Consider the following 24,419-nt stretch of genomic DNA (forward strand, 5'->3'; position numbering starts at 1 on the left):
CCATGGCACTTCTCCTGGCGTATCCGGGCAATATGAGGATGGTTTGATAGGGGCGTTTCCCGTCTCTGCCCGAGTAGATTGCTGGGTTCTCACGTGAGTGGCTATGGAACATCGAGTGTCATCCTTTCTTGACGGACAGCGCCTCTTAGCCGCCATCATGGTGACGGATGCGGTCGGCTTCAGTGCCCGTATGTCGGTGGATGAGGGGCTTACCCTGCGGTTAATTGATCGAGACTTATCCCTGATTGCCCAAATCTGCGTGGATTTTGGCGGCAAAGTGCTGAAGTCTACGGGAGATGGGCTACTGATGTACTTCCTCAGTGCCGTGGAAGCGGTTTCCTGTGGTCTGGAGATGCAGCGACGGCTCGTGGATCAGTCGCTGGGTCTACCGCCAGGGCAGTATCTAGAGCACCGCATTGGCATTCACCTAGGAGACATCGTTGTCAGCGAACAGGATGTGATGGGCAACGGCGTCAATATTACCGCCCGCCTTCAAACCTATGCCAAACCCCGTGGCCTTTGTGTCTCCCAAACCATTTTTGACGTTGTGAAAGCCCGCCTCAATCTCAATGCGGTTTTTCTGGGGGCGCTGGATCTGAAAAATATTCATGAGCCCGTTCCGGCCTACCAGATTACGCTGTACCCTGACCCCGATTCTGGGCCGCCTTCTACGGGGGAGCCCACCTACACGGTGCCCATGAGCGCCGAAGCCCTGCTCGGATCGGCCATCCATGCCCTGACGGTTCATGAGCAATCGGTGCGGATCAAAAAGCTGATCTTTGCTACCTACCAGCAGGCGTGGGAGAACGATACCTCGGTGCTCAACCAGTTTGATCTGCACACCCTGCTGCTGGCCCTGCGGGAACGCTATCCTACCCTAGGCGACCTAGAGCAGCAGATCCAGCGAGTGGTGATGGGATTGAATCGGCAGGGGGTATATGCCGAAGTAGCGGCCCTGATTTTGCGAGAGCTTCAGCCTTGGTATGTGCGTACCCTGCGGCCTACCACAGAGGAGCTTCAAAACGAATCCACGGTGCTAACGGTACGATCCCTCGAAGAGCGGTGTGGCTTGGTGGCCCAACGGTTGGATCAACAGGCCGATAGCCTGCGTCTACGGAAGCTGCTGTACTGTCTCGCCTACAATACCTGGGAAAACGACGTCTCGATCCTTGAACAGGCCAACCTACCGCAGTTAATCCAGCAGGTGTTCCAAGCCACGCCCCAAATTCAAGATCTGCGCTATCACCTGGGGCGGATTGTCAAACGCCTCAACCGCAAGCGGGAGTATACGCGGTTGGCCAATATGCTTATCCAATCGCTCCAGCCCATCTATGCCACTGCCGGAGCCCAGCTTGCGGTACCCCCCAGCAGCGATCCCCAAGACTCTGCCCCCGATCACACCGTGGTAACGCCGCTGCCGCCCGCCACCTCTGGAGAGCGTGAGGTAACGGTAATTCAGACGGCGTCTCCTCCCCTCGTTCACCAGGGTATTGTCGTGTCTGGGGCGGGTCTGGGGAGCCGTCCGGCGCGAGATCGCCGAGTGTTGTTTGACCTGCGAACGGATATTTTGCAGTATGCTAACCCTCTGCGGGCTAAGATTCTCCTGCACTCCTGTCTCCATGGCCCTTTTAGCTATACCGACCAGGATTGGGTGAACCTCAGGCATACTACCCTGGAGGACTTGCTTCACGGGATTTTTGAGTATTGTCCTAGCTTTGCAGACCTGGAGAGCAAGCTAACGATCATGGCCCATTGTTTGGGGCAAGCTGAGGAGGTTCTTCCGGTTGCCGATAGTATTACCCGCGCCATTCGGGCATACTATCCCCAGGATCCTGAGGTGGCCCTAGAGCCCCTGCCCCCCCTGTCAGAGCCCGTGCCATCGGCTGATGCCTCGACGACCCATGCGTCCTCCCCGACTTCTCCTAGTTCTCCGTCGTCGCCCCCATCTTCGGCGCTTTTCTCCGCCTAAGGTCCCTAGGGTCTTTGTATGAATGCCACTGAATTGCTGCAATCCTATGCCCGTGGGGACATGGACTTTAAAGGTCTAACCCTAGTGGGGATTGACCTAGCTGGAGCTGACTTGATCGGAGCCAATTTAGTGCAGGCCGATTTGGAAAATGCCAATCTGACCCTGGCCTATCTGAATCGCGTGCGGCTGCGGCAGGCCAATCTGTCTCGGGCGCAGATGGGGGGAGCCAATTTGAACCAGGCAGATTTATCAGCAGCCATTTTGCACGATGCCGATCTGCACGGTGCATCGCTCCAAGGGGCCGACCTCCGCAGCGCCAACATTACCTTAGCCGATCTCCTCGATGCCAATCTGATGGGGGCCGACCTTCGCAATGCCGACCTCAGCGGCGCGAACCTCACGGGAGCCTGTCTGCGGGGGGCCAACCTGCGCCAAGAAAATCGTAAGTACATTACCAACCTGCGAGGCGCTAAGCTGCACCAGGCCGATCTGCGGGGCACCAACCTTTCCGGGGCAAACCTAGCCGCCGTTGACCTCAGCCGTGCCAACCTCAGTGAAGCCGTCCTGCGAGAGGCTAACCTGAAGGGAGCCAACCTGAAGGGAGCCATCTTGATCAATGCCAATTTTTCGGGTGCTGACCTCAGTGGGGCCAATTTAGATGACACCGACCTCACCCAAGGCCGATTCTCCCGCAGCGATTTGACCCTGGCTCAGATTAACCGCGTTCGAGGCCGGGGCGCAGACTTTACCGATGCCCTGCTGAAACAAGCTCAGCTCAACCGCTGCGACTTCCAGAACAGCCGCTTTACCCGTGCCGACCTCGCCCGCGCCAGCCTGCGCGGCAGTTGCCTGGTGAAAGCGATGTTTGTGCAAGCCTATCTCGGACGGGCTGACCTCACCGACACCGACTTCACAGAAGCCGTTCTGGATCGAGCCGAAATGAGCAGCGCCATCGTCATGAACACGCTTTTGACCAACGCCACCATGCCCGATGGCAGCATTCACGAATAACCTATGCCCTAGATGAGGGCGTCTTGCCCACGAGTGAGGGGGAAAGTTATTGGGCCATAGGAGCGTCAGCCAAGGTCGTCAGCGCCAACTTGGCCCTAGCCTGCACTGCTAGGGTGTTATCCTGTTGCATCACTCGCTGAAGCTGTTGCTGAATCGCTGTGAACTCCTGCGTACATGAGGTTTCGTCGATAGCGAGAGCCAAGCCTTGCAACCCCACCACGGCGGCATAGCGCACCACCCATTCGGGGTCTTCGGTGCCTTGAATCAACGCTTGCAAACTCTGGGATTGGGCGGCGGCGACTTGCTCAGCCGGGAGTAACGCCCAGTTGAGGTGTCCTAATCCCTTCGCCGCTGCCCGCCGGACACTGAGGGCAAAATCTCCGGTGGCGGTTTCCAGCAAAATCTTCAACGCACGGGGATCGCCAATCAGCGACAGGGCACGAATCGCCCAAGCCCTCGCCCCGTAGTTATAGCCGTCCAACTCTTCTAGCAGAGCCGGAACCGCAGATTCGCCCAGGGCCACTAGGCCATCCACCGCCGCCACCGCCGCCCCAGGATTGTTGTAGCCCAAGACCTGAATTAGGGTCGGAATCGCCCCCGGATGCCGTTGCGCCGCCAACCGCCCCACAGCCACCACCATCGCCCCCTTCGAGTCGGCCTCTTCTACGGCACGAATCAACGGGGCCAAGTCTTCGTTAATGGTGCTGGGTTGATCCACGCTAGGACTCTCTTTCACAATCGCTGACCTAAGTAAGTGGTCATAAGTAAGTGGTCACAATTATTTGTAAAACGCATTTCGACTTCGCTCAATGCCCCCACGCAAAGTAGCAAGAGGGTTGAGCGCAGTCGAAACCCGGAGCCAAAATTAATTTTAATTGAGCTATTCTACGTGTCACCCCGATTAGCAATTTAGATACGAGAAACCTCAGATACCTCGTGCTTAACCTAGGGCATTCCCAGATCCTAGCCTCTGACCCTAGAGCAAATCATCCATCAACGCCAATACCCGCTGCGCCTCTGGGGAAAGATCCGCATCAGGAAAGCGAATGTCTTGCAGGTGAGCTTCCAAGACCCCTTGAAGGGCAATGAGTTTCAGGCTATTTTCCGCCAGAGTCGCCGCAATGGGTTCTGCCGCCGGGAGGTAGCCAATCGCCCCCAAATCCATCATGGCCGAACGCCGTAGTTGCAGATTGGGTTCCTGAAGCCGCTCCACCAACCGCTGGCAGTAGCTATCGTCCCCAGTGAGCTGATACATGGCCCGCGCTGCCGCATTTTGTACCTGGGCCACGGAATGGCTCAAAAAGGGGCGAATCTCCTCTACTGCCAACTGTGCCCCCAAACAACCCAGGGCTTCCAAAATGGCGTTGTAGGGCTGAACCAGGTGGGGCTTGCCTTCTACGGTCACTGCCGCTTCCACGCCCCCCGCCAACAAATTGACCAGAGATGGAATCGCCCGATCATCACCTAGGGCACCCAATGCCTGAGCTGCCGACTCCCGCACGTAGTAATCGTCGCAGGCCAAGCACTGAATCAGCGGAGCCACCGCACGGGATTGACCCAACTTACCCAGGGCACGAGCCGCATTCCGCCGCAGGGGATAGCCCCCATCCGGTGCCCGATCCGATTCGTCGTCTAGGGCTTGAATCAAGGCATCCACGGCATCGGGCTGTGTTACCCGAAAGCGCCCCAACCACCAGGCCGCATAGTAGCGCAGGCCCGTATCCTCCGTTTGCTGAAGGTTCACCACGGCCTGCTCCACCGTCAAGGATTCGCCCTGGGCATTGACCAATTGTTGCGCGTCGGTCTCCATGGATAACCTGTCTTTGACCTAACCTATTTTTCATCACAGTCATGGATGGCCCGTAGGGTGGTGCATTCGCGGCACTAATCCCACCTGGCCGTAGTCCAGTCTTCCATATCCGCCGCAATGCACCACCCAAGTATCAGACACCCAACCTCAGAACCCCTCTCCACGTGGGAGAGGGGCAGGGGTGAGGGCTGTTAGGCAGCCTAGCTCGCCGAAAGGGGCTGAATGCTGACGATTTTGCCGCCCATGCGGGTAATCCGCTGCATTTCTTCGTTCATGCGGCTGTAGGGCACTTTGATAAAAATGCTGCCGCTCTTGCGGATGGGGTAGTTGGATTTATCGGTTTCGTCGTTCTGGCGCAGCCCTTCCACTTCGTACAGGAAAATGCGGCTGCCAGAGGGGGACGAAGTTTGGCTGCCAAAGGCGGTTTGAGTGAGCATGGTAGGGAGTTCTCCTAAGCGTAGACAGTGAACGGGTAGGGAAAGCGGCGTCATAATCAACACAGACGCCGACGGAAAAGGCCTTTAACAGGCGTAGGGACGCCATCTGCGGATGACACCCCTACACACTGGTCACGATGGCGTGAACTTACATGCTGGCTTGGGTGATGCTAGTTACCCGACCGCCCATTTTGTTGATCTGTTGCAGCTTAGTGGAAAGCTGCTCGTAGGGCACCAGGTAGGCGGTGTTGATCCGACGCACCTTGGGATAGCGGGGCAGGTTAGCACCCACCACCTCAATGCGGTAGACCTTGCCAGCGGTGCCGTAGGGGGTAGACCCACCCAGGGCCAGGGCCGGAGTAGCCAGCTTGTTGACCTGGGACGATGCGCCCGCCGAAACCCCGGTGGGGCTGATGATGGAAGAGGAGGTGTTACGCCCCAATTCCCCAGCTAGGCGAGACTTTTTGCCACCCGCCTGGGAGCGGTCGCTGTTGGCGTAGCCGCGATACATCTGGAACATCCGGGTGAAACCCACGGAACGCTGCCCTGCCTGGTAGACAAAGCTGCGGTAGTAGGGCACCACGTTGTCGCCAAAGTTGGACTGGTATTCTTCGCTATCGATGAAGGAATCGACATCGGCGTCGTAGCCTTCGTTTTCGTAGCGATCCAGGTGTTCCACCACTTCCGATTCGTCGTACACGGCACGGCCCAGCAGGTGCTTGGTGTGCAGTTCAATCACGCGGGTTTGGAAGTTGGGATAGAAGAACTTTTCTTTGTAAAGCTCCGACTTGGCCACGGCCCGCACGAACTCGCGCACGGTGATGTAGCCGTTCTTCAGCAGCGACTCGGCACTGGTGAGGCGCTCGGAGTTCATCAGGTAGTCGTTGCCCAGAAGCTGACGGTAGACGGCCCGAATCACCACTTCGGCATCTTCAGGCGTCCAATTGGCCCGCAGTTCTACCGGGGACGTTTCGCTAAACGCAGCGGTTCCCAACCGGGACGACGCAGTTGTAATTGGCACAGGATTATCCTCCCTTTTAAAAAGGCTTCTCAACACAGCAGGGGTCAGACTAGCGCCCAAGGGCTGCGCCTTTCTCCGGGGAGGTAGGGCCATGCCCTTTCTAAAGCGTGTTGGCAACGCTGGCACCAGCTTTCCCAAGGCACCGAAGTACACCCTTCGGCCCCTATAGACATCCCTAGACACAACCATGTCTAGATACAACAATGCCCGGAGCAACAAACAATTGCTAACAAGTCGCTAACAACTGTCTGCCCCTCCGGGCAAATCGCCAAACTAGCTCAGGGCGTTGATGGCGTAGTCGATGTAGGAGTTGGCTTCGGTGGCTGCATCGCCAGACAGACCGTGGTTAGCTTTGATGTACTTCAGAGCTTCCACGTACCAGCTGGGGGACAGTTCAAAGGTGCTGTTGATCTCGTCGAGACCAGCAATCAGGTACTCATCCATGGGGCCAGTGCCACCAGCCACGCAGCAGTAGGTCACCATCCGCAGGTAGTAGCCGATGTCGCGGGCGCACTTGGCTTTGCCGCGCTCGTCGGAGGCGTAGTTAGCGCCTTGCATTTGGGTGGTGTAGGGGAACTTGTTGTAAACGGCTTGAGCAGCGCCGCTCACGAGGGAATCTGCTTTGTTGGTCAGGGCTTTAGCGGCTTCCAGACCAGCGGTGGCTTGACGCAGACGGCCAAAAGCCACTTGCAGTTCAGAGGCGCTCAGAAAACGGCCTTGGGAATCGGCTGCTGCAACAGCTTCGGTTAGAGGGGTTTTCATAGTTTAAGGTTCTCCTTCAATGGTCTTCACAGCGAATGAACGGAAAGGGAAGAATTAAGCCAACCTGGCCCAATTCCAGTGAGGTTCAATGAGGTTGAACCTAGGCCACAGCAGCAGCAGCCAGGTCGAAGTAGCTACCGATTTCAGAAACCAGGGAGCTGCAATCGCCGGGGGTGATGTTGGCGGGGTCGTTCACGATGGCGATGGCGGCGGCCTTCATTTTTTCGATGCCAGCAGCCACGGAAGCGCCGGGGGTGCCCAGAGCCACGTAGGTTTCGCGCAGACCGTTCAGGCAGCGGTCGTTCAGAACGCTGGCGTCACCGGTGAAGGTGGCGTAGGTCACATAGCGCAGGATGATTTCCATGTCGCGCAGGCAAGCAGCCATACGACGGTTGGTGTAAGCGTTGCCGCCGGGGGCGATCAGTTGGGGCTGCTCAGCGAACAGAGCGCGAGCGGCATCAGCCACAATCTTGGAAGCGCTACCGGTCATGCGGTTCACAGCATCGATCCGCTTGAGGCCATCGCTGGTCACGCGGGACAGAGCATCCAACTGATCGTTGGAGAGGAAATCCCCACGGGCGTCAGCTTGAGAAACAACTTTGGTATATGCGTCAAACATCGACTCAAATCTCCTAATTTTTGTCGCTGAGTTTGCTTGAAATGGTCTAGAGACCGGATTGCTAATCAGTTCAGCCGAGGCGGCTTTACTAATCTATAGAGAGGATCTTAAAGAGCGGCGTGGCTTGTTTTCTCATTTAGTTAACATTTCTTCAAGGTTGTTCAAAGTCATACATATTCCGTAAGACTACCCTTGAAGAATCGTTGAGAAGTTCTCGAAGCGCAATTCTGGATAAACCAGGGCGTTTCTCGAAACCGTTGCCTGAATTAGCTTTCGCTGATTCAACAAACCCTCCAAACAAGTTTATACACTGCTGTCGTGTATTTATCTTTTACAAGTTGTTAAGAGAGACAGCTCTATGTAAAGAGGAAAAAAGTAGCCAAATCAACTGTTTGAGCGCTTTGACCCACCGCCCACCCCGCCAGTGATCTCAGGTTTTGTCACAAAACGCAACCTTGTTGACGGGGACTTTACGGTTGTGTCTAGGCAGTGGCCATGGAATTGAGGCGGGCACTGGGGGCATCCTGGGTCAAAAAGGAGCGCAGGGTGGCGGCGTTGAGGGCTTTGCCGATAATCACCAGCTTGGTGTGGCGATGCTCGTCGGGTTGCCAAGGACGGTCATAGAACCAGTCGAAGCGCTGCCCCACGCCATGTACCACCATCCGCATGGCCTTCTGGGGCACCTGCACAAAGCCTTTGATCCGGTAGATCTCATACTGCTCGGTGAGGGCTTCGAGACGCTGGATCAGGTCGCTGGGCTCAAATTCCTGAGACAGCAGTAACGGAATCGCCACAATGTCGTCGTCGTGGTCGTGCTCCTCTTCGTGGTCGTGGTGGCTGGGGCGGCTGTCCAAATTGTCCTCAACGGCTGCGTTGAACCCCAGCAACACGTCAGGGCTAATCAACCCCTGGCCGCATTCCACCACCCGCACCGGACGGGGCAGTTGGCCGGACAGCCAGCGCTCCACCCGTTCCCGTTCAGTGGCGTCTACCAAATCCGTCTTGGTCAGCAGCACCAGGTCAGCGCAATTCAACTGGTCTTCAAACAGTTCCTCGATGGGGGTTTCGTGATCCAAACTGTCGTCGGCTTGGCGCTGGGCTTCCAGGGCGTCCAAATCGCCTACCAGACGACCGGAGGCCAGAGCGTCGCAGTCCACCACCGTCACCACACTGTCCACGGTGGCCGCAGTGCGAATTTCCGGCCAGCGGAAGGCTTGCACCAGCGGCTTCGGCAGGGCTAGCCCGGAGGTTTCGATCACAATGCAGTCGATTTCATCGCGGCGCTGCATCAATTCCTGCATGGTGGGCAGAAATTCTTCCTGCACGGTGCAGCAGAGGCAACCGTTGGTCAATTCAACAATGTTGTTCACGGCTGGGGTAGCGTCCACCGCCCCATCACCTGCGCCCGGTTCCTCGTCACACACCTGGCAGGATTTCAACAGGTCGCCATCAATGCCCACCTCGCCAAACTCGTTCACCAGAACGGCAATGCGCTGGCCCTGGGGATTTTGCAGCAGATGGCGAATCAGGGTGGTCTTCCCTGCGCCGAGAAAGCCAGTGATGATGGTAACGGGAATTTTGTGCATGATTAGCTAAAACCGTAGAAAGCAGCCTTGCGGGTCAGAGGTGGTGCTTGCTTGGAGCTGTTCTGTCTGCAAGGCAACCCCAGAAGGGGCCATCCCCCAGTTTAGGTCGCTTTGACGGTTCCCTGTTCCAGAAGTTTGTGAACGATGACCTCGCGGCAACCAGGATGACCCGAGACAGGCTCACACTCCTCTGAATCCGCTGCTAGAACAACTTGTCGCCCACAACGGCTAACTCCACCTCACCAAAAATGGCGCTGGGAGAAACATAGAACTTAAATTCCAGCAGGTTGTAGAACGGATCTTCTAGGAAAAAGGTGCGGTGCTCTAGGGGCATTCCTGGAAAGCGGCGTTTTTCCTTTTGGTAAAACTTCAGCCCTCTATCCTTCGCCCGTGTCAGCAGATCTTCCCAATCCTGTTCCGCCAAAAACACCAGCCCAAAGTGGCGCGGATAAATGCCCCGTTGCGGCGTCAGATCGGCGGATAGGTGAGCCACCAGTTGATGACCATAGAGGTTCAAAATCAGCGAGGACGAGGTTTCACGGCCCGGTTCGCAGCCTAAGCCCTCAACGTAAAATTGCTTAGCGGTGGCAATATCGCCCACCGGAAAGGCCAAATGGAACAGCGCAGCAGCCTGGGTCATGGTCGGTACCCTTGGGTCAACAGCAGATCAAGGCAAACGCTTTTATCCTAACCAGTTCCACAAAAAACGCCCCCAGATACGTCTGGAGGCGCTGACTAAAGGGCTGTTTCAAAGTCCCTCTCCCTGGGGGAGAGGGATTTAGGATGAGGGCCAGCCCTAATAGGCGTCCTGGAGTTCGTAGAAATCGGGGGAAATGTAGTCCTTCCGCAGGGGCCAGCCCACCCAATCTTCGGGCATCAGCAGCCGCTTCAGGTTGGGGTGCCCTTCGTAGATGATGCCGTACATGTCGTAGCATTCCCGCTCTTGCCAGTCGGCGGCCTTCCAAATCCAGTAGACCGAGGGCACACGAGGGTTATCCCGTGGCAGGAAGACCTTCACCCGCACTTCCTCAGGACGGTCGGCGTCATCGCTCACCTTAATCAGGTGGTAGAAGCTGACCAATTCTTTGCCGGGGCCAGCATCATAGGCCCCTTGGCACTGGAGGTAGTTGAACCCGTAGGCATAGAGGGCGGTGGCGGTGGGAATCAGCAGTTCCGGCGTCACCTGGATGATTTCAACCCCTAGGTGATCCGGCTCGGCTAACTCATGGGAAAACCCGTTTTCCGTCAGCCATTTGGAGACGGCCCCAGCTTCCACAATCGAGGACTCGGAGGCCGCTTCTGCCTCCGGCGTGACCTTAGATTCGTCTTCAGCCATTAAACCTTGTCCTCCTGGGCAGTCGTTTCAGCAAGGGCTTCGGGCATGGGCATCCCCATCGCCTGCATCAGTTCCTTGGGCGGGGTGGCGTGGGTACCCAGTTGCAGGTATTCCCCGGTCAAAATGGGCGGCACAGGCTTGAGCTTGTGGGTGCGCTCATAGAACCGATGGGTCTGCATGGTGTAGGCCCGATCCTGCATGGATTCGGTCGCCACTTTTTTCCGCAGTTTGATGATGGCGTCGATGATCGCCTCCGGTCGGGGCGGGCAGCCAGGGATATACACATCCACCGGAATCAGCTTGTCCACACCGCGCACCGCCGAGGGCGAATCGCTGCTGAACATACCGCCCGTGATGGTGCAAGCGCCCATGGCAATCACGTACTTGGGATCGGGCATTTGCTCATAGAGCCGCACCAGGGCCGGGGCCATTTTCATGGTGACGGTGCCCGCCGTGATCAGCAAATCCGCCTGCCGGGGACTGGCCCGGGGCAGCAAGCCAAAACGGTCGAAGTCGAACCGGGATCCGATCAACGCCGCAAATTCAATGAAGCAACAGGCGGTGCCGTAGAGCAGGGGGAACAGGCTCGACAGGCGACACCAGTTGTAGAGGTCATCCACGGTGGTCAGAATCACGTTTTCTGACAAATCGTGGGTGATGGTGGGTGGAGCGGCTGGATTCATCAGCGCCTCACCGGGGGCTAACATACCGCTCTTATCGGCGGCTGAGGGCGGATTCATGACCATTCCAAGGCTCCCTTGCGCCAAGCATAGACAAGACCGATGACCAAAATGCCAATGAAAATCAGGGCTTCTATAAAGGCTAACAAGCCCAACTGATTAAAAGCCACTGCCCAGGGGTATAGGAACACCGTCTCCACGTCGAAGATGACGAAGACCAGGGCAAACATGTAGTAGCGGATGTTGAACTGAATCCAGGCTCCGCCGATGGGCTCCATCCCCGATTCGTAGGTGGTGCGGCGGGCAGGGCCACGACCCACGGGCCGCAAAAACTTGGCAATACCCAGGGCCGAGACGGGCACCAGGCAGGCAATCATCAAGAAAACTAGGAAGTACTCGTAGCCGGATAAGACAAACACGAGTTCACCGCCACAACTAAAGCAACAGAGGGTGAGGGCAAGGCAAATCGGCGGGGAGTGACCTCAGGCGATTGGCCCTCAATTCATAGTCATTCTAGGCCACATTGGTCGGAAAATCAGGGCCGACCTATCAAAACCCTGGATAGTAATGATTACGCTTCCTAAGATGACCCCACCGTTCAATGGCCTCTACCCTGCTACGGCGACGGACTTTTTGGATCCCATCTGGGCTCAAAATCACCCAAAATTGGGAAAACCAGTGGGGGACACGGCTATGTCATAATTGTTTACATCAAATTCATTTTTCGGTTGCGTCCGGCTGGGTTGTAGCAATTTCTGTGGCCTGCCAGAGCATCCTTTGTTGATCCAAACCCTATGACTCCACCCCTGAGAGGGCGAATGCCATGAGTGTTGAACCCGAAAATCCGCTAGAACTCACCGAAACGGTGAGCCTTGTTCAGGAGACATCTGAGGAGGTTATTCCCGAAGTTGTTCCCCTGACCCCAGAGGAAATGGACTGCTACGAATGCCGTTCCTGCGGTTACTCCTACGAGCCATCCAAAGGAGATGATCGGGCCAAAATCTCGGCGGGCACGCCCTTCGAGGAATTGCCAATCAACTGGCGCTGTCCGGTGTGTAGCGCTCCCAAAAAGCAGTTCAGCAACATCGGCCCCGTTAACAAGCCCTCTGGGTTCAAAGAAAACCTAGACTACGGGTTGGGCGTGAATCGGCTCACCCCAGGACAGAAAAATATTCTAATTTTCGGCGCTCTGGCCGTGGGCTTTCTCTTTTTCCTCAGTTTGTACGGCTTGAAATAGCCTTGGATGGGGGCCTCAACCCCAGCGATGGAACTGAGGCGATAGCAGAAAAAGCCCCGGCTTCGAGTAGCGTAGATTTAGCCCTAGCCGATTTAGCTCATACAGATTCGTTAGTACACGACAGGTTTGGACACGTTATGCCCGCAGCATTGGATTGGTTAAAACGAGGTTTGATTGCCCTGGTGGCCCTCGTGCTGGTTTCTGGATGTTCCAAGTACTTCCTTTCAGATTCCGATGTGCATCCCTGGCAGGTGGTGCAGGTGCCCACCGAAGCCACGCTCTCGGACATCGCCTTCACCGGGGATGACAACCACGGTTGGATTGTGGGAAGCCGCAACACCCTGCTGGAAACCCGTGACGGCGGGGATAACTGGACGGTGCGCGAGCTAGCGCTGGATGAGCAACCCTACACCTTTACCTCCGTAGACTTCGCGGGTGAGGAAGGCTGGGTGACGGGGACGCCCTCAATCCTGCTGCACACCGACGATGGCGGCAAAAGCTGGGCCAAGGTGCCCCTCAGCAATGAACTGCCAGGAACACCTTTTCTCGTGACGGCGCTGGGGCCAAAATCCGCTGAAATGGCGACGGATATTGGTGCGATTTACCGCACAGAGGACGAAGGCCGCACCTGGAAAGCCATGGTGCAAGGGGCTGTGGGCGTGGTGCGGAACATGACCCGCTCCCAGGATGGGCGCTACGTGGCGGTGTCTTCCCGTGGTAATTTCTACTCCACCTGGGCACCGGGGCAGGACGAATGGATTCCCCACAACCGCCAAAGTTCTCGCCGCTTGCAGAATATGGGCTTTGACAAGGTCGGTAAGCTGTGGGCCATTGCCCGTGGGGGCCAAGTGCGCTTCTCCAATTCCCGCGCCTCCGACGACTTCACGGACGCCATCAGCCCCGAATTTGGCACTAGTTGGGGCCTGATCGACATGGCCTTCCGCACCGAAAATGAGGTGTGGGTCACGGGCGGCGGCGGCAACCTGCTGGTCAGCTTTGACGGCGGCGAAACCTGGTACAAAGATAATGCGGTGAACGACGTGCCCTCCAATTTCTACCGGATTATCTTTTCCGGCAGCGACAAGGGCTTTGTACTCGGTCAGCAGGGCACCATTCTCCGATACGATCCCTCCCTGGCCTAGACCTTGTGGGGGAGCTGATGGTTGCACCTCGGCTATCCAGCAACAGCTTTTTTCTGACTCCGCCCTGGAGAACTTCCAAGATCCACCAGAGAATACCTTGTTAGGGTTTCCAGGGTTCCCTATGATTAGATAAGTTTCATCGTGTTAAGAGAGGAGACGTAAACCATGGCAGGTACCACAGGAGAGCGCCCCTTTGGGGACATCGTTACCAGTATTCGCTACTGGATTATTCACAGCATCACCATTCCCATGCTGTTCATTGCTGGGTGGCTGTTTGTTAGCACGGGCTTGGCCTACGATGCCTTTGGCACCCCTCGCCCCAACGACTACTACCCCGACAACCAAATGCAGCTTCCCATCGTGACCGACCGCTTCGAGGCGAAGCAGCAGATCGACCTGTTCTCAGCCCAATAAGATTTCTCTTTCCCACTACGTTGTTTTAATTCAGCGCCATGCAAAGCAACTCCCCCGAACAAATTACCTACCCCATTTTCACCATTCGCTGGCTAGCCGTACATACCCTCGGCGTGCCTAGCGTGTTTTTCCTGGGCGCAATTGCGGCCATGCAGTTTATCCAACGGTAAGAGAAAATCATGGATCGTACTCCAAACCCAAATAAGCAGCCTGTAGAACTTAACCGTACCTCCCTTTACCTAGGGTTGTTGCTGGTTTTTGTCCTGGGTCTGCTGTTTTCCAGCTACTTCTTTAACTAACCTCCGTTAAAGAAATGAGGCTTAGGGGGTCACGATTCCCTAGGCTGTGTTGAGATCATTCATTCACCAAACTTGGCTGTAGGAGATTTAAGCAATGCTTCAGAGTGGGCGAATTCCCCTGTGGATTGTGGCGACGGTCGCTGGCACTGGCGTTCTAGTAGTGGTAGGTCTCTTCTTCTATGGAGCCTATGCGGGTGTAGGTTCTGCCATGTAAGGCACTCAGCCTAACTCTAGAATCTTGGATAGGGGCTAAGACATCCATGCTTGGCCCTTTTTCATGCTTTCACCATGGCAGAGGCCGCGACGGCTTTCATCCCGCCGGATTCTGTAACGGGCTGAGGATAAACAGGGGGCGGTGGGTTTATCGATACCATAGCGAAGATACCTGGATGGGCAAGCCCTTCTGCCGTCTGAACAGCTCCGTTCCCCAGTAAAATATGTTGAGTTTTGTTTAGCCGCCTTGGGCCGTGTGGGGTCGTCAATATGGATCAGCCTTCTAGGGTTAGCCGTCTGTGGACATCGAAGCGCAAAGCCCTGATTGGTGCTGGATCGGGTGCGTTGGTGCTTGGCCTTGCCCTGCCTGTGCTGGGGGCACTGAATGGTCGGTGGATAGCCCCAGCCGCCCTCAATCCAAACCTGGTGGCCCTGCGTGACGCCATGGGCATAGAGGCATTTCCCAAGGCTGTGAGCAGTGAGCGGATGTGCCTACCCACTACCTTGCTCAGAACCCCAGGGGCAAGTTCGCTAGAAGCCTCGGTGCCAGAGATTTTTCAACCTGGTGGGCTCCAGGGGCTTGCCAGCCAGCTCGATCCGGGGCAAATTCAGCAGCTTGGAGTGGTCGCTTGGCCCGAAATTCATCCCCAGGCTACCCAAGCGCGGGTGCCGATCTTGATGTATCACGATGTGCTGTCGGAGCCTGAAGTCTTTTTTGACCTAGTGCCTGAACAGTTTGAGGATCACTTAAAAACCCTCAAAGACAACGGCTTTACGGCCATTAGCCTCGACCAACTCATGCAGCATTTGCGGACGGGGGCACCTCTACCCGAAAAACCCGTGGTGCTGAGCTTTGACGATGGCTATGCCGGACACTACGAGCACGTCTTCCCGCTGTTACAGAAGTACCAAATGCCGGGGGTTTTCTTCGTCTTCCCTGGCAAGGTGGATGGAGACATTGTGGGACGGTCTACTCTCACCTGGGATCAGGTGAAGGAGATGGCTGCTGATCCGCTGATTACCATTGCCTCCCACAGCGTCACCCATCCCCCCGACTTGCGCGAGTTTAACGACGCCGATCTCGCCTATGAGATGACGGAATCGAAGCGGCGTTTGGAGGAAATGATCGGCCAGCCTGTCCATTACTTTAGCTATCCCGCCGGACATTACGACGAGCGGGTGGCCCAGGCGGCAGCGGATGCAGGCTATCTGGCGGCGTTCACCATGCGCCAGAATGATGAGCAATTTGCAGGGGCCTCGGAGTCGCTCCTGGCGGTTGAGCGATTTGGCCAATCCAACCTGCCCCGCCTGCTGCGACGGGCTTGGGGCGGTGAGTCGGAGACTATCCCACCGATCACGGTCGCTCACCCTGTCCCGCCATCGGCAGCCAGATCAGTGCTGGGAAACCAGAGCTTCGATTTTCAAACGCCCGTGGAGCGGGAGCGCTACGAAATTGGGAGTCATACCCTCACCCTGATCAGCGGGGGACGCCCCGTAACCATCCATGCCAACAGCCGCTACCAAGTGCCGGAAATTGTGGCGGGCACCAACGCAGTCGGGGCGGTGGACGGAGGCTTTTTCTCCCTCAGATATCTGGATTCCAACGTGATGATTGGCCCAGTGCTTAGCCAGAGTAGCCGCAAGTTTATTCCGGGCAATGCCAGCGAAAATCCGCTGCTGAATGGTCGTCCTCTGGTGCTCATTTCGCCCAATCACGTGCGATTTGCTTCCTTCGAGGCTTCCCGGCACAATACCCTAGCTGGGGTCTACCGCGAACTGCCCGGTGTAACCGACGCTTTTGTTGCCGCCGCCTGGTTGGTGCGCGATGGCGAGGCACAACCGGAGGCCAGCTTTGGCACCCTGTTTGATTTTAATGAGAAGCGGCACCGGGCCTTTTGGGGCGTTCATCGGGATGGACACCCAGTCATTGGTGTTACCCACACGATGGTCGGATCTGTGGAACTCGGGCAACTGCTCTACGACGCGGGCCTGCGCGATGCGGTGATGCTGGATTCTGGCGCGAGCACATCCCTGGCCTACGAGGGCGAATCCTTGGTGGGCTACATTCCTCGGCCTGTGCCCCACGTGGTGGCGCTCATTCCACCAGAGGCCAACGATGGCAGCCCCTGTCCCTTGGTGCTCGATCCCTCCAATCGTACCGGGGTGGCACGCAACTAGGCATCCCAGTCCCCTAAAGGTCTAACGCAAGCTGACAACCTCGGAAGGACTGGCGGTGTTGTCGGGTCGGCCCTAGGGTTTGAATGGCTTGGCGATGTTCGGCGCTGCCATAGCCCTTATGCTTAGCCAGTCCATAGCCTGGATAGCGACAGTCTAGGCGGATAATCAACTGGTCGCGCCACACTTTAGCCAGAATACTCGCAGCGGCGATGGCCGTATCGCTCTGATCTCCCTGAATCACGGTTTGCTGAGGGATAGCTAGGTGGGGAATCCTCTGGTTGCCATCCACTCGACACAGGGTTGGGGGCGGAGACAAACGACGCACCGCCCGATGCATCGCCAGCAGAGATGCCTGCAAAATGTTGATCCGATCAATCTCCTGCACCGAGGCATAGCCAATGGCACAGGTGGTCGCCAAGGCTTTAATCGGCTCAATGAGCAGCTCTCGGCGGCGAGGGCTGAGGCGCTTGCTGTCGGTCACGCCTAGGGATTGTAGATCCATCGCTGCCGATTCAGACAAAATCACCGCCGCCGCCACCACCGGGCCAAACAGTGCCCCTCGCCCCACCTCGTCCACTCCGGCGATCAGGGGACTCAGTTCAGGGGGTGTCCTAGGTCTGTCACGGCCAGACTGGCCACCCCCTGCCATGGTGCTAGTCATCCGCTCCGCTGCTATTCGCCGAAGGACGGCGGCGACGACGGCGGCGCACGGTGCTGCCCTCTGCGGAGGCATCACCATTCTCAGTCGCTTCGACCTCAGGGGATGGTTTTTCTTCTGGGGCAATCACTGGCTCAGCATCCGGCGAGGGCACGGGGGCAACCTCTGGTGTCCGCTGCATTTTGATAGGCACCTTGCTAGGCGCAGGCGGCTTGTCCGTCTCAACGGGTACGTCGGTGGCGACGGGTTCAGGCACAGCAGCCACCACAGGGGCTTCATCCTGGGGGGCGGCAACAGCGCCAAGGATTGGGGTAGGATTAGCCGCCGCGCTTTCCCCCGGTGCCCGAACGGCAATGGTCACATTGCGAGGGTCGAGGATGGTTTCATTGGTGGCTAATACCAGGGGCGAAATCCCCATCATGGCGTAGATCCGCTGTTCGTCGGAGGTCATTTCCACCGTGACTACCTGGGGCGGTGCAGTGGGTTTCTTATCGTGGCGTCCCCCGCTGCGGCTGCGGCTGGTGCGGGCGGCGGGCTTTTCCTCCTCGGCGGAGCTATCAGCAATCGGCGCAAAATCTGCTACAGGACTGGGGAGATCCTTGGGCGCACTAGGCAGAGTTTCGCGGGGGATAGGTGCTTCTTTGCCAGTACTGCGGCCGGGCAGGGGTTCCCGGCGGCGGCGACGACGATTGCCCTTATTCAGCTTGTCCTGATAGCTGGGATGGTTGATCAGATCTAGTTCCTGCAAGTCGGACTGGGTGCCTAGGCCATCTAGCTGCGATTCTCGCAGGGCAGGCGTCCAGCTACTCTCAGACCGGGCGCTGGGGTAGGAGGAGATCACCGGACTCAGGACAGGTTCGTCCTCCGTAGGATGGGCACCAGGTAGATGCACCAGATGGCCCAATCCACTACAGGTGGGGCAGGGGCGGCCAAACAGTTCATAGATGTTTTGCCCCTGGCGTTTACGGGTCAGTTCCACCAGCCCCAGTTCCGACAGTTGAGAAATCTGGGGCCGAGCCTTATCCGACCGCAGGGCTTTGCTGAAGTGTTCGAGGACTTGCAGCTTGTCCCGCCGCGAATCCATATCGATGAAGTCAACGATGATCACCCCAGCAATGTTGCGAAGGCGCAGTTGGCGGGCAATTTCCGTGGCGGCTTCGCAGTTCGTCCACAGCACCGTTTCGCGGGCGGTGGCGGATCGAGTGAAGGAACCGGAGTTCACATCAACCACCGTCAGCGCTTCCGTTGGTTCGATGATGATGTAGCCGCCGGAGGGCAGGTCTACCCTAGGTTTCAGGGCTTCGCGAATGGCCGCATTCACCCGGAAGTATTCCAGGATGGAAATGCGCTCCCGGTGTTGGTCAATCAGCACGCCGCCGGGGAGTTGGCCGTCGCTCCAGCTAGAGAGGTGCTGCTTCACCCGCTTCAGACCAGAGCTGGAGTCCGTGACAATGCGGTTCACATCAGAGTTGTAGGTATCCCGCAAGACCCGCTGTACAAAGTCATCGTCACGATTTAGCAGGGCCGGGGGCCGGGTAGAGAGCGCCTGCTGTTGGATGCTCTCCCACTGTTTTTGTAGGGTTTCCAGGTCTTCGATAATGGCGTTTTCGCTAATACCATCGGCCTCAGTGCGCACCAGCAAGCCCATGCCAGCGGGTTTGATCAAAATGGCCAGGGCCCGGAGGCGGTTGCGCTCGTTTTCGCTACGAATGCGGCGGGACAGGTTGACGCCTTTGCCGTAGGGCATCAGCACCAGATAACGACCAGGCAGGGAGATGTTGCCCGTGAGCCGGGGGCCTTTATTGCCCGTGGGCTCCTTCATAATCTGCACCAGCACCTTTTGCTGGGGGGCTACCAGCTCGGTGATGGAACCAGCCATGCGCTTCAGCCGCAGGGGGCCGAGATCGGTGACATGCATAAACCCGTTGCGCTCACTGTCGCCAATGTTGACGAAGGCCGCATCAATACCGGGTAGGACGTTCTCAACGGTGCCCAGATAAATGTCGCTAACCTGGTGGCTCCCGGTGGCCACAATTAATTCTTGAATCTGATCTTCCGAGAAAACCGCAGCGATCCGATGCTGCTCAGCAATAACAATCTGCTTCGGCATTCAAATTCCTCATACAACGCTCACTAGGGCGGATAAAATGCAAAACTTTCACTGGGAATGAAGCCGCGAGACCCACAGAGCCTACCGAAATACTCCATCCAGATCGGGGAAAACGAGATTGCAAGGGTTCCACTGTCACAGCCGTCATAGCAACGGCTACGACGATGACATTGCAGGGCACACCGGGGTCACTCTGGGCCACCGAGCTACTTCGAGAATTCTTGGCGATGCCAGAACAGGCGTTGGAACGGCAAACCTGCACAAGAGCTCTTAACTAAAGCGCCCAGGGCTAAGGACTGATAGCCACCTAAACACTTGCCATGTGCTATCCGTCTAAGCACACTTGGTCTTGTTTAGATGCATTATAGCGTTAAGGCTTGCCCATAGCATATAACTGCGGATCTTTGTAGGGAGAATCCGAGAAAACTTGCGCCGTGGCCCCGAGCCTGCGCCCCCGTCCTGAACGGACGCCCTGATTTTGAGCGAAGGCGATGACCCTAAACAAAACCGCCACCGATAGGGTTTCCATCGGTGGCGGCTGGGGGTGATTTAGGAGGCCGAAGCGGCGACCGGACTACGCCCCCGCTTGGTTTGTTGAGGCTCGGCGGCGGTGCCTTGCAGCAGCAGCATTAGCAGCGGGTCACGCTTATCCAGTTCGCGCCGCAGCAGCCGACGCAGATCGCGATCCATCAAGCCCTTGAGGCCATCCCAGTCGATGCTGGCCTGTCCTTTTTGGCCCTTGACGATCAGTTCAGAACCGTGGGTTTCCAGCACCTGCTCCAGCACCTGCTGAACGGCCTTTTGGAATCGCTCTGGGTTGACGCTATGGGCGACGCCGCGCAGTTGCACCGTTGGCCCCGCCACCAGTTTGCCGTTATCGCCAATGGTGGCGGCAATGGTGACAACGCCATCCTCCGCCAGTTGTTGGCGATCCTTGAGAATGTCGCGACCCACCACACCCACACGGGAGGAATCCACCAGTTCAATGCCGGAGGGCACTTTCCCCGCCACACGAATACCGGAGGGATCCAACTCGACCATATCGCCGTTTTGGATAATCACCATATTCTCCGCCGGAATCCCCATGCTTTGGGCGGTTTCGGCATGTTTCACCAGCATCCGGTGCTCGCCGTGGACGGGCAGGAAATACTTGGGCTTGGTCAGGGCCAGCATCAGTTTGTGGTCTTCTTGGGAGCCATGGCCCGAAACGTGGATGCCCTTATCCTTGCCGTAGACCACCTTAGCTCCGCGCATCATCAGCTTGTCGATGGTGTTGACCACGGCGATGGTGTTGCCGGGAATGGGGTTAGCGGAGAACACCACGGTATCTCCCCGCTTGATTTTGAGCTGGCGGTGGGAATCTTCGGCAATGCGAGTGAGGGCCGCCAGCGGTTCGCCCTGGGAACCCGTGGTGAGGATCAGCACGTTTTCATCGGCGGTTTGGCCCAGGTTGCGGAGGGGCAAAAACAGGCTTTCTGGGCATTTGATGTAGCCCAAATCCCGCGCATGGGCAATCACGTTGAGCATGGAACGCCCCACCACAAACACCTTGCGGTTGTGCTTTTGGGCCAGTTCCAAAATCATGTTGACCCGGTGCACCGAGGAAGAGAAGGTGGTGACGAACAGCCGACCTTCCGCCTTGCCAAACTCCCGATCCAGGTTGGGGAACACCGACCGCTCCGAAGGCGTGTGACCGGGCAGTTCGGCATTGGTGGAGTCGCTGATTAGGCACAGCACGCCCCGTTCGCCCGCTTCGGCCAGCCGCTGCACGTCAAAGGTTTCGCCATCCACGGGGGTGAAATCAAACTTGAAGTCGCCCGTGTGGATCACCACGCCGACGGGGGTGTGGATAATCACCGAGCAGCTATCGGCGATGGAGTGGGTGTTGCGAATGTACTCCACCAAAAACGAGTTACCGACCCGTACCGTTTCGCGGGGGCGCACCTGGCGCAGTTCCGTGCGGTCGGCCACCCCGGCTTCCTCCAGTTTGTCCTCCAGCAGGGCCATGGCGAGGCGGGGGCCGTAGATCACCGGAATATCAAACTGCTTGAGGTGGAAGGCAATGCCGCCAATGTGGTCTTCGTGGCCGTGGGTAACGATCATGCCCTTGATTTTGTCGCGGTTTTCCCGCAGGTAGGTGACATCAGGCAGAACGATGTTGACCCCGTGCATCCCGTCGGTGGGAAAGGCCAAGCCGGCATCGAGCAACATGATTTCGTTGTTGATCTCAAACACACAGGTGTTTTTGCCGATTTCGTGCAGCCCCCCTAGGGGAACAATTTTGAGGGCTGACTGGTTTTGTTTGGCTGTCATAAAAAACGTCTCGTAAGTAAAAAACAGAACGGAAAAGCTAAAAATTGGTGGGATGGTCTAGGGCATCGTGCCTGACATGGGCGACCTATCCCTGGAACCTATGGCTAACCGGAAAAGCCGCTTTCTCAACAGTGGGGAGTAAGGCATGGGAGAGGGGCTTGTCCAGTCGCTATCCCCCGTCCCTCAGCGAAGGAGAGATCGGGGCTGGCTCAGACGGCATCGATGGCGATGGGGAAAAGGGGTAAAACGCAACAGCGCATAGAGGAGAAATCCTAGGAGAAGGAGTAGAGAACAACGTCGGAATTTTCAGCGTTTATGGGAAATGGGCAAGATGAATAGATCAAACAGGTAGTAGAACAAAAGTAGACGAAACTAAATAGAGAGTAGTCAAGGAGTCAATGGCCAGGAGGATTGAGTTGTCGGACAAGCCAGAGGATCTAGAGGAGCTTTATCGAGGCATCGCCTGAAGGGTAAGGCGAATCTAGGAATTAGGACTAACGCAATCTAAGACTTAATCTAGGGCTAAGGGTTGCAGCACTTGGTCTAGGAGGGACAGCACATCCTCCCCAGCGGGGCAAAGGGGCAGTCGCACAGACCCCACATCCCAACCCTGTTTTACCAGCGCCGCCTTCACCGGAACTGGATTTGTTGTTACAAACAGCGCCTTAAACAAGGGTAGAAGTTTCAGGTGAATCTCGGTGGCCTGTTTTACTTGGCCCGCTTCGTAGGCTTGCACCATCTGCTGAACCTGATCGCCGACGAGATGACTGGCCACACTCACAACTCCGCAACCGCCCACGGACAGCGTCGGCAGGGTGAGAGAATCATCGCCGGAGTAGATCAAAAAATCGGCGGGGGTATGGCAGCGGATTTGGCTAACCTGATCCAGACTACCGCTAGCTTCCTTGATCGCCAGGATGTTGTCAACCTCCGCCAGACGAGTTACCGTCTCCACGGCGAGGTTACACCCCGTCCGTCCCGGAATGTTGTAGAGCATGATCGGCAGATCGGGCACCGCCTCAGCGATCTGTCGAAAGTGCTGGTAGAGGCCCTCTTGGGGCGGTTTGTTGTAGTAGGGCACCACCTGAAGCGCCCCATCCAGGTCGAGGTGGCTGGCTTTTTGGGTGGCCTCAATGGCTTCGTGGGTGGAGTTAGACCCCGTCCCCGCCACCACCTTGGCCCGACCGCCCACCGCCTGCTTCACCGCCTGGAACAGTTGGTATTCCTCATCCCAGGTCAGGGTCGGTGATTCTCCTGTGGTACCGCACACCACCAGGCCATCGCTACCGTGGTTGACCAAGTGATCCGCCAGACGTTCGGCCATTGCGTAATCGACGGAGCCATCCTGAGAGAATGGCGTCACCATGGCCGTAAGCACTCTGCCGAAATATACCACTCGAATCTACTGTCCTCTGGGTTAAGGGCAGGACGCCGCCCGCCTGACGTTTGGATTATACCAACTTAGCCGAAAATCTCAGGATGTGAGTTCCCTAAGTCCGTGATTAGATGGCCTAGATCGCTCCTAGGCCGTGACGGGATCCGCTACTCCGGCCTTGACAGTGAGCAATTCCGCAATTTGGACGGCATTGAGGGCCGCGCCCTTGCGAATTTGGTCGCCGCAGAGCCACAGTTCCAGGGCGTTGGGGTTGGACAAATCCTGACGGATACGCCCCACCAGCACGTCATCCTGGCCGCTGGCCTCCATGGGCATGGGGAAATAGTTGCGGCCCCAGTCTTCCACCACCTTCACCCCAGGGGCTTGGCTGAGCAGTTGCTTGGCTTCGGCCACGGGGAAGGGGGAACCAAACTCAATGTTCAGCGCTTCGGAGTGGGCTCGCAATACGGGAACCCGTACACAGGTGGCCGAAATCCGCAGGCTGGCATCCCCAAAAATCTTGCGGGTTTCGTTCACCATTTTCATTTCCTCCTGGCAATAGCCCAACTCGTTCAGTTCCGAGTTGTGGGGAAACAGATTGAAGGCCAAGGGATAGGGAAAGGCTTCGGCCACGGGTTCTTCACCGTTCAAAATCGCCTGGGCTTGGCGCTTCACCTCTTCCATGGCCCGTGCCCCCGCGCCGCTGGCGGATTGATAGGTGGCCACCACCAGCCGCTGAATGGGCCGCACCTGATGCAGGGGCCACAGGGCCAAGGACATCAGAATGGTGGTGCAGTTGGGGTTGGCGATGATGCCCTGGTGCTGGTAGGTGGCTTCTGGGTTCACCTCTGGCACCACCAGGGGAACGGTGGGATCCATGCGGAAGGCGCTGGAGTTGTCGATGGAAACGGCCCCCGCCGCTGCGGCCTTGGGCAACCATTCCTTAGAAATGGATCCCCCTGCCGAAGCCAGCACCAAATCCACCCCGTCGAAGGCTCCATCAGCCAAGGCTTCCACGGTCAAAGTTTCGCCCATGAAGGGGATCTGGGTGCCCGCCGACCGGGAGGAGGCCAGCAGCTTCAGGGTTTTGACGGGAAACGACCGCTGTTCCAAAAGGGCTAAAAGCTCGGCCCCCACCGCCCCAGTGGCTCCCAAAACAGCGACATTCAACCCGTTTGCCACAGCCGTTCTCCCGTTTTCTTTAAATGTTCCTAAACAAGCCTACCCGCTGATGGTAGCATCTGAGCCC

Annotated in this window: 25 protein-coding genes; 9 read left to right on the forward strand and 16 right to left on the reverse strand. The window is 57.2% G+C overall.

Annotated elements, in window-relative coordinates; all coding sequences use genetic code 11:
- Window positions 1-115: 115 nt before the first annotated feature.
- Both GFS31_RS14410 and GFS31_RS14415 read left to right on the forward strand, forming a co-directional pair.
- The gene (locus GFS31_RS14410; RefSeq protein ID WP_198805482.1) at window positions 116-1,969 is read left to right on the forward strand and encodes an adenylate/guanylate cyclase domain-containing protein; all 1,854 of its coding nucleotides are present in this window, start codon (window positions 116-118) and stop codon (window positions 1,967-1,969) included.
- 18 nt (window positions 1,970-1,987) lie between these two features.
- A complete protein-coding gene (locus tag GFS31_RS14415; protein ID WP_198805483.1) occupies window positions 1,988-2,980 on the forward strand; it encodes a pentapeptide repeat-containing protein in 993 nt (330 codons plus the stop codon).
- Between the two features lie 46 nt (window positions 2,981-3,026).
- Here GFS31_RS14415 and GFS31_RS14420 read toward each other — a convergent pair whose 3' ends face one another.
- The 11 genes from GFS31_RS14420 to ndhC all read right to left on the reverse strand — a co-directional run bounded on the left by GFS31_RS14420 (window position 3,027) and on the right by ndhC (window position 11,650).
- Window positions 3,027-3,716: a HEAT repeat domain-containing protein gene (locus GFS31_RS14420; protein ID WP_263974841.1), complete on the reverse strand. Its 690-nt coding sequence runs from the start codon at window positions 3,714-3,716 to the stop codon at window positions 3,027-3,029.
- Between the two features lie 240 nt (window positions 3,717-3,956).
- Window positions 3,957-4,790: a HEAT repeat domain-containing protein gene (locus GFS31_RS14425; protein ID WP_198805484.1), complete on the reverse strand. Its 834-nt coding sequence runs from the start codon at window positions 4,788-4,790 to the stop codon at window positions 3,957-3,959.
- A 200-nt stretch (window positions 4,791-4,990) separates the two neighbouring features.
- The gene (locus GFS31_RS14430; RefSeq protein WP_198805486.1) at window positions 4,991-5,227 is read right to left on the reverse strand and encodes a phycobilisome linker polypeptide; all 237 of its coding nucleotides are present in this window, start codon (window positions 5,225-5,227) and stop codon (window positions 4,991-4,993) included.
- Between the two features lie 148 nt (window positions 5,228-5,375).
- Window positions 5,376-6,248 (reverse strand): phycobilisome linker polypeptide, encoded by an 873-nt coding sequence (locus tag GFS31_RS14435; protein ID WP_198805487.1) that lies wholly within the window; start codon window positions 6,246-6,248, stop codon window positions 5,376-5,378.
- Between the two features lie 273 nt (window positions 6,249-6,521).
- Window positions 6,522-7,010: a phycocyanin subunit alpha gene (gene cpcA, locus GFS31_RS14440; RefSeq protein WP_190492307.1), complete on the reverse strand. Its 489-nt coding sequence runs from the start codon at window positions 7,008-7,010 to the stop codon at window positions 6,522-6,524.
- A gap of 100 nt (window positions 7,011-7,110) precedes the next feature.
- The gene (locus tag GFS31_RS14445; RefSeq protein WP_198805488.1) at window positions 7,111-7,629 is read right to left on the reverse strand and encodes a phycocyanin subunit beta; all 519 of its coding nucleotides are present in this window, start codon (window positions 7,627-7,629) and stop codon (window positions 7,111-7,113) included.
- Between the two features lie 482 nt (window positions 7,630-8,111).
- A complete protein-coding gene (cobW, locus tag GFS31_RS14450) occupies window positions 8,112-9,215 on the reverse strand; it encodes a cobalamin biosynthesis protein CobW (protein WP_198805490.1) in 1,104 nt (367 codons plus the stop codon).
- 202 nt (window positions 9,216-9,417) lie between these two features.
- Window positions 9,418-9,855 (reverse strand): VOC family protein, encoded by a 438-nt coding sequence (locus GFS31_RS14455; protein ID WP_198805492.1) that lies wholly within the window; start codon window positions 9,853-9,855, stop codon window positions 9,418-9,420.
- Between the two features lie 156 nt (window positions 9,856-10,011).
- Window positions 10,012-10,551 (reverse strand): NAD(P)H-quinone oxidoreductase subunit J, encoded by a 540-nt coding sequence (locus GFS31_RS14460; protein WP_198805493.1) that lies wholly within the window; start codon window positions 10,549-10,551, stop codon window positions 10,012-10,014.
- A complete protein-coding gene (locus tag GFS31_RS14465; protein ID WP_225907690.1) occupies window positions 10,551-11,258 on the reverse strand; it encodes an NADH dehydrogenase subunit K in 708 nt (235 codons plus the stop codon). Before GFS31_RS14465 ends, GFS31_RS14460 begins: the two co-directional genes overlap by 1 nt.
- Before the next feature lie 29 nt (window positions 11,259-11,287).
- Entirely contained in the window at window positions 11,288-11,650 is a 363-nt protein-coding gene (gene ndhC, locus GFS31_RS14470; protein WP_198805497.1) for a photosynthetic/respiratory NAD(P)H-quinone oxidoreductase subunit C, read from the reverse strand.
- Between the two features lie 404 nt (window positions 11,651-12,054).
- On the opposite strand from ndhC, the gene GFS31_RS14475 reads away from it, so the two are divergent.
- The 7 genes from GFS31_RS14475 (at window position 12,055) to GFS31_RS14505 (ending at window position 16,714) form a co-directional block, all read left to right on the forward strand.
- Window positions 12,055-12,468 carry a rubredoxin gene (locus tag GFS31_RS14475; protein ID WP_198805498.1) on the forward strand — a complete coding sequence of 138 codons (414 nt, stop codon included), beginning with the start codon at window positions 12,055-12,057 and terminating at the stop codon, window positions 12,466-12,468.
- A 137-nt stretch (window positions 12,469-12,605) separates the two neighbouring features.
- Window positions 12,606-13,610 carry a photosynthesis system II assembly factor Ycf48 gene (locus GFS31_RS14480; RefSeq protein ID WP_198805499.1) on the forward strand — a complete coding sequence of 335 codons (1,005 nt, stop codon included), beginning with the start codon at window positions 12,606-12,608 and terminating at the stop codon, window positions 13,608-13,610.
- 165 nt (window positions 13,611-13,775) lie between these two features.
- Window positions 13,776-14,024 carry a cytochrome b559 subunit alpha gene (psbE, locus tag GFS31_RS14485; protein ID WP_190492315.1) on the forward strand — a complete coding sequence of 83 codons (249 nt, stop codon included), beginning with the start codon at window positions 13,776-13,778 and terminating at the stop codon, window positions 14,022-14,024.
- Window positions 14,025-14,062: 38 nt separating this feature from the next.
- Window positions 14,063-14,194, forward strand: coding sequence for a cytochrome b559 subunit beta (gene psbF, locus GFS31_RS14490; protein WP_190492316.1), 132 nt, complete (start codon window positions 14,063-14,065; stop codon window positions 14,192-14,194).
- 9 nt (window positions 14,195-14,203) lie between these two features.
- Window positions 14,204-14,323: a photosystem II reaction center protein L gene (locus tag GFS31_RS14495; RefSeq protein WP_198805501.1), complete on the forward strand. Its 120-nt coding sequence runs from the start codon at window positions 14,204-14,206 to the stop codon at window positions 14,321-14,323.
- Between the two features lie 94 nt (window positions 14,324-14,417).
- A complete protein-coding gene (locus GFS31_RS14500) occupies window positions 14,418-14,537 on the forward strand; it encodes a photosystem II reaction center protein J (protein WP_071527210.1) in 120 nt (39 codons plus the stop codon).
- 269 nt (window positions 14,538-14,806) lie between these two features.
- Window positions 14,807-16,714 carry a polysaccharide deacetylase family protein gene (locus GFS31_RS14505; RefSeq protein WP_198805503.1) on the forward strand — a complete coding sequence of 636 codons (1,908 nt, stop codon included), beginning with the start codon at window positions 14,807-14,809 and terminating at the stop codon, window positions 16,712-16,714.
- 13 nt (window positions 16,715-16,727) lie between these two features.
- On the opposite strand, the gene GFS31_RS14510 is transcribed toward GFS31_RS14505, so the two are convergent.
- The 5 genes from GFS31_RS14510 to GFS31_RS14530 form a co-directional block, all read right to left on the reverse strand.
- Complete coding sequence (locus GFS31_RS14510; protein WP_225907433.1) at window positions 16,728-17,375, reverse strand: ribonuclease HII; 648 nt, start codon at window positions 17,373-17,375, stop codon at window positions 16,728-16,730.
- On the reverse strand, window positions 17,368-19,482 hold the full coding sequence (locus tag GFS31_RS14515) for an Rne/Rng family ribonuclease (protein WP_198805504.1): 2,115 nt from the start codon (window positions 19,480-19,482) through the stop codon (window positions 17,368-17,370). Before GFS31_RS14515 ends, GFS31_RS14510 begins: the two co-directional genes overlap by 8 nt.
- Window positions 19,483-20,031: 549 nt before the next feature.
- Complete coding sequence (locus GFS31_RS14520) at window positions 20,032-21,795, reverse strand: ribonuclease J (RefSeq protein WP_198805506.1); 1,764 nt, start codon at window positions 21,793-21,795, stop codon at window positions 20,032-20,034.
- 511 nt (window positions 21,796-22,306) lie between these two features.
- Entirely contained in the window at window positions 22,307-23,191 is an 885-nt protein-coding gene (gene dapA, locus GFS31_RS14525; RefSeq protein ID WP_198805507.1) for a 4-hydroxy-tetrahydrodipicolinate synthase, read from the reverse strand.
- 126 nt (window positions 23,192-23,317) lie between these two features.
- Window positions 23,318-24,352: an aspartate-semialdehyde dehydrogenase gene (locus tag GFS31_RS14530; protein ID WP_198805509.1), complete on the reverse strand. Its 1,035-nt coding sequence runs from the start codon at window positions 24,350-24,352 to the stop codon at window positions 23,318-23,320.
- Window positions 24,353-24,419: the final 67 nt, after the last annotated feature.

It is taken from the genome of Leptolyngbya sp. BL0902 (assembly GCF_016403105.1).
In the GTDB taxonomy this organism is placed as follows: domain Bacteria; phylum Cyanobacteriota; class Cyanobacteriia; order Phormidesmidales; family Phormidesmidaceae; genus Nodosilinea.

Coding starts and splice junctions, on each gene's coding strand:
- GFS31_RS14475 (WP_198805498.1), top strand. CDS start 12,055: ATGAGTGTTGAACCCGAAAATCCGCTAGAACTCACCGAAACGGTGAGC.
- GFS31_RS14430 (WP_198805486.1), bottom strand. CDS start 5,227: ATGCTCACTCAAACCGCCTTTGGCAGCCAAACTTCGTCCCCCTCTGGC.
- GFS31_RS14495 (WP_198805501.1), top strand. CDS start 14,204: ATGGATCGTACTCCAAACCCAAATAAGCAGCCTGTAGAACTTAACCGT.
- GFS31_RS14460 (WP_198805493.1), bottom strand. CDS start 10,551: ATGGCTGAAGACGAATCTAAGGTCACGCCGGAGGCAGAAGCGGCCTCC.
- GFS31_RS14445 (WP_198805488.1), bottom strand. CDS start 7,629: ATGTTTGACGCATATACCAAAGTTGTTTCTCAAGCTGACGCCCGTGGG.
- GFS31_RS14425 (WP_198805484.1), bottom strand. CDS start 4,790: ATGGAGACCGACGCGCAACAATTGGTCAATGCCCAGGGCGAATCCTTG.
- psbE (WP_190492315.1), top strand. CDS start 13,776: ATGGCAGGTACCACAGGAGAGCGCCCCTTTGGGGACATCGTTACCAGT.
- GFS31_RS14465 (WP_225907690.1), bottom strand. CDS start 11,258: ATGTTAGCCCCCGGTGAGGCGCTGATGAATCCAGCCGCTCCACCCACC.
- GFS31_RS14520 (WP_198805506.1), bottom strand. CDS start 21,795: ATGACAGCCAAACAAAACCAGTCAGCCCTCAAAATTGTTCCCCTAGGG.
- GFS31_RS14455 (WP_198805492.1), bottom strand. CDS start 9,855: ATGACCCAGGCTGCTGCGCTGTTCCATTTGGCCTTTCCGGTGGGCGAT.
- GFS31_RS14480 (WP_198805499.1), top strand. CDS start 12,606: ATGCCCGCAGCATTGGATTGGTTAAAACGAGGTTTGATTGCCCTGGTG.
- GFS31_RS14505 (WP_198805503.1), top strand. CDS start 14,807: ATGGATCAGCCTTCTAGGGTTAGCCGTCTGTGGACATCGAAGCGCAAA.
- GFS31_RS14515 (WP_198805504.1), bottom strand. CDS start 19,482: ATGCCGAAGCAGATTGTTATTGCTGAGCAGCATCGGATCGCTGCGGTT.
- GFS31_RS14415 (WP_198805483.1), top strand. CDS start 1,988: ATGAATGCCACTGAATTGCTGCAATCCTATGCCCGTGGGGACATGGAC.
- cpcA (WP_190492307.1), bottom strand. CDS start 7,010: ATGAAAACCCCTCTAACCGAAGCTGTTGCAGCAGCCGATTCCCAAGGC.
- psbF (WP_190492316.1), top strand. CDS start 14,063: ATGCAAAGCAACTCCCCCGAACAAATTACCTACCCCATTTTCACCATT.
- cobW (WP_198805490.1), bottom strand. CDS start 9,215: ATGCACAAAATTCCCGTTACCATCATCACTGGCTTTCTCGGCGCAGGG.
- GFS31_RS14510 (WP_225907433.1), bottom strand. CDS start 17,375: ATGACTAGCACCATGGCAGGGGGTGGCCAGTCTGGCCGTGACAGACCT.
- GFS31_RS14500 (WP_071527210.1), top strand. CDS start 14,418: ATGCTTCAGAGTGGGCGAATTCCCCTGTGGATTGTGGCGACGGTCGCT.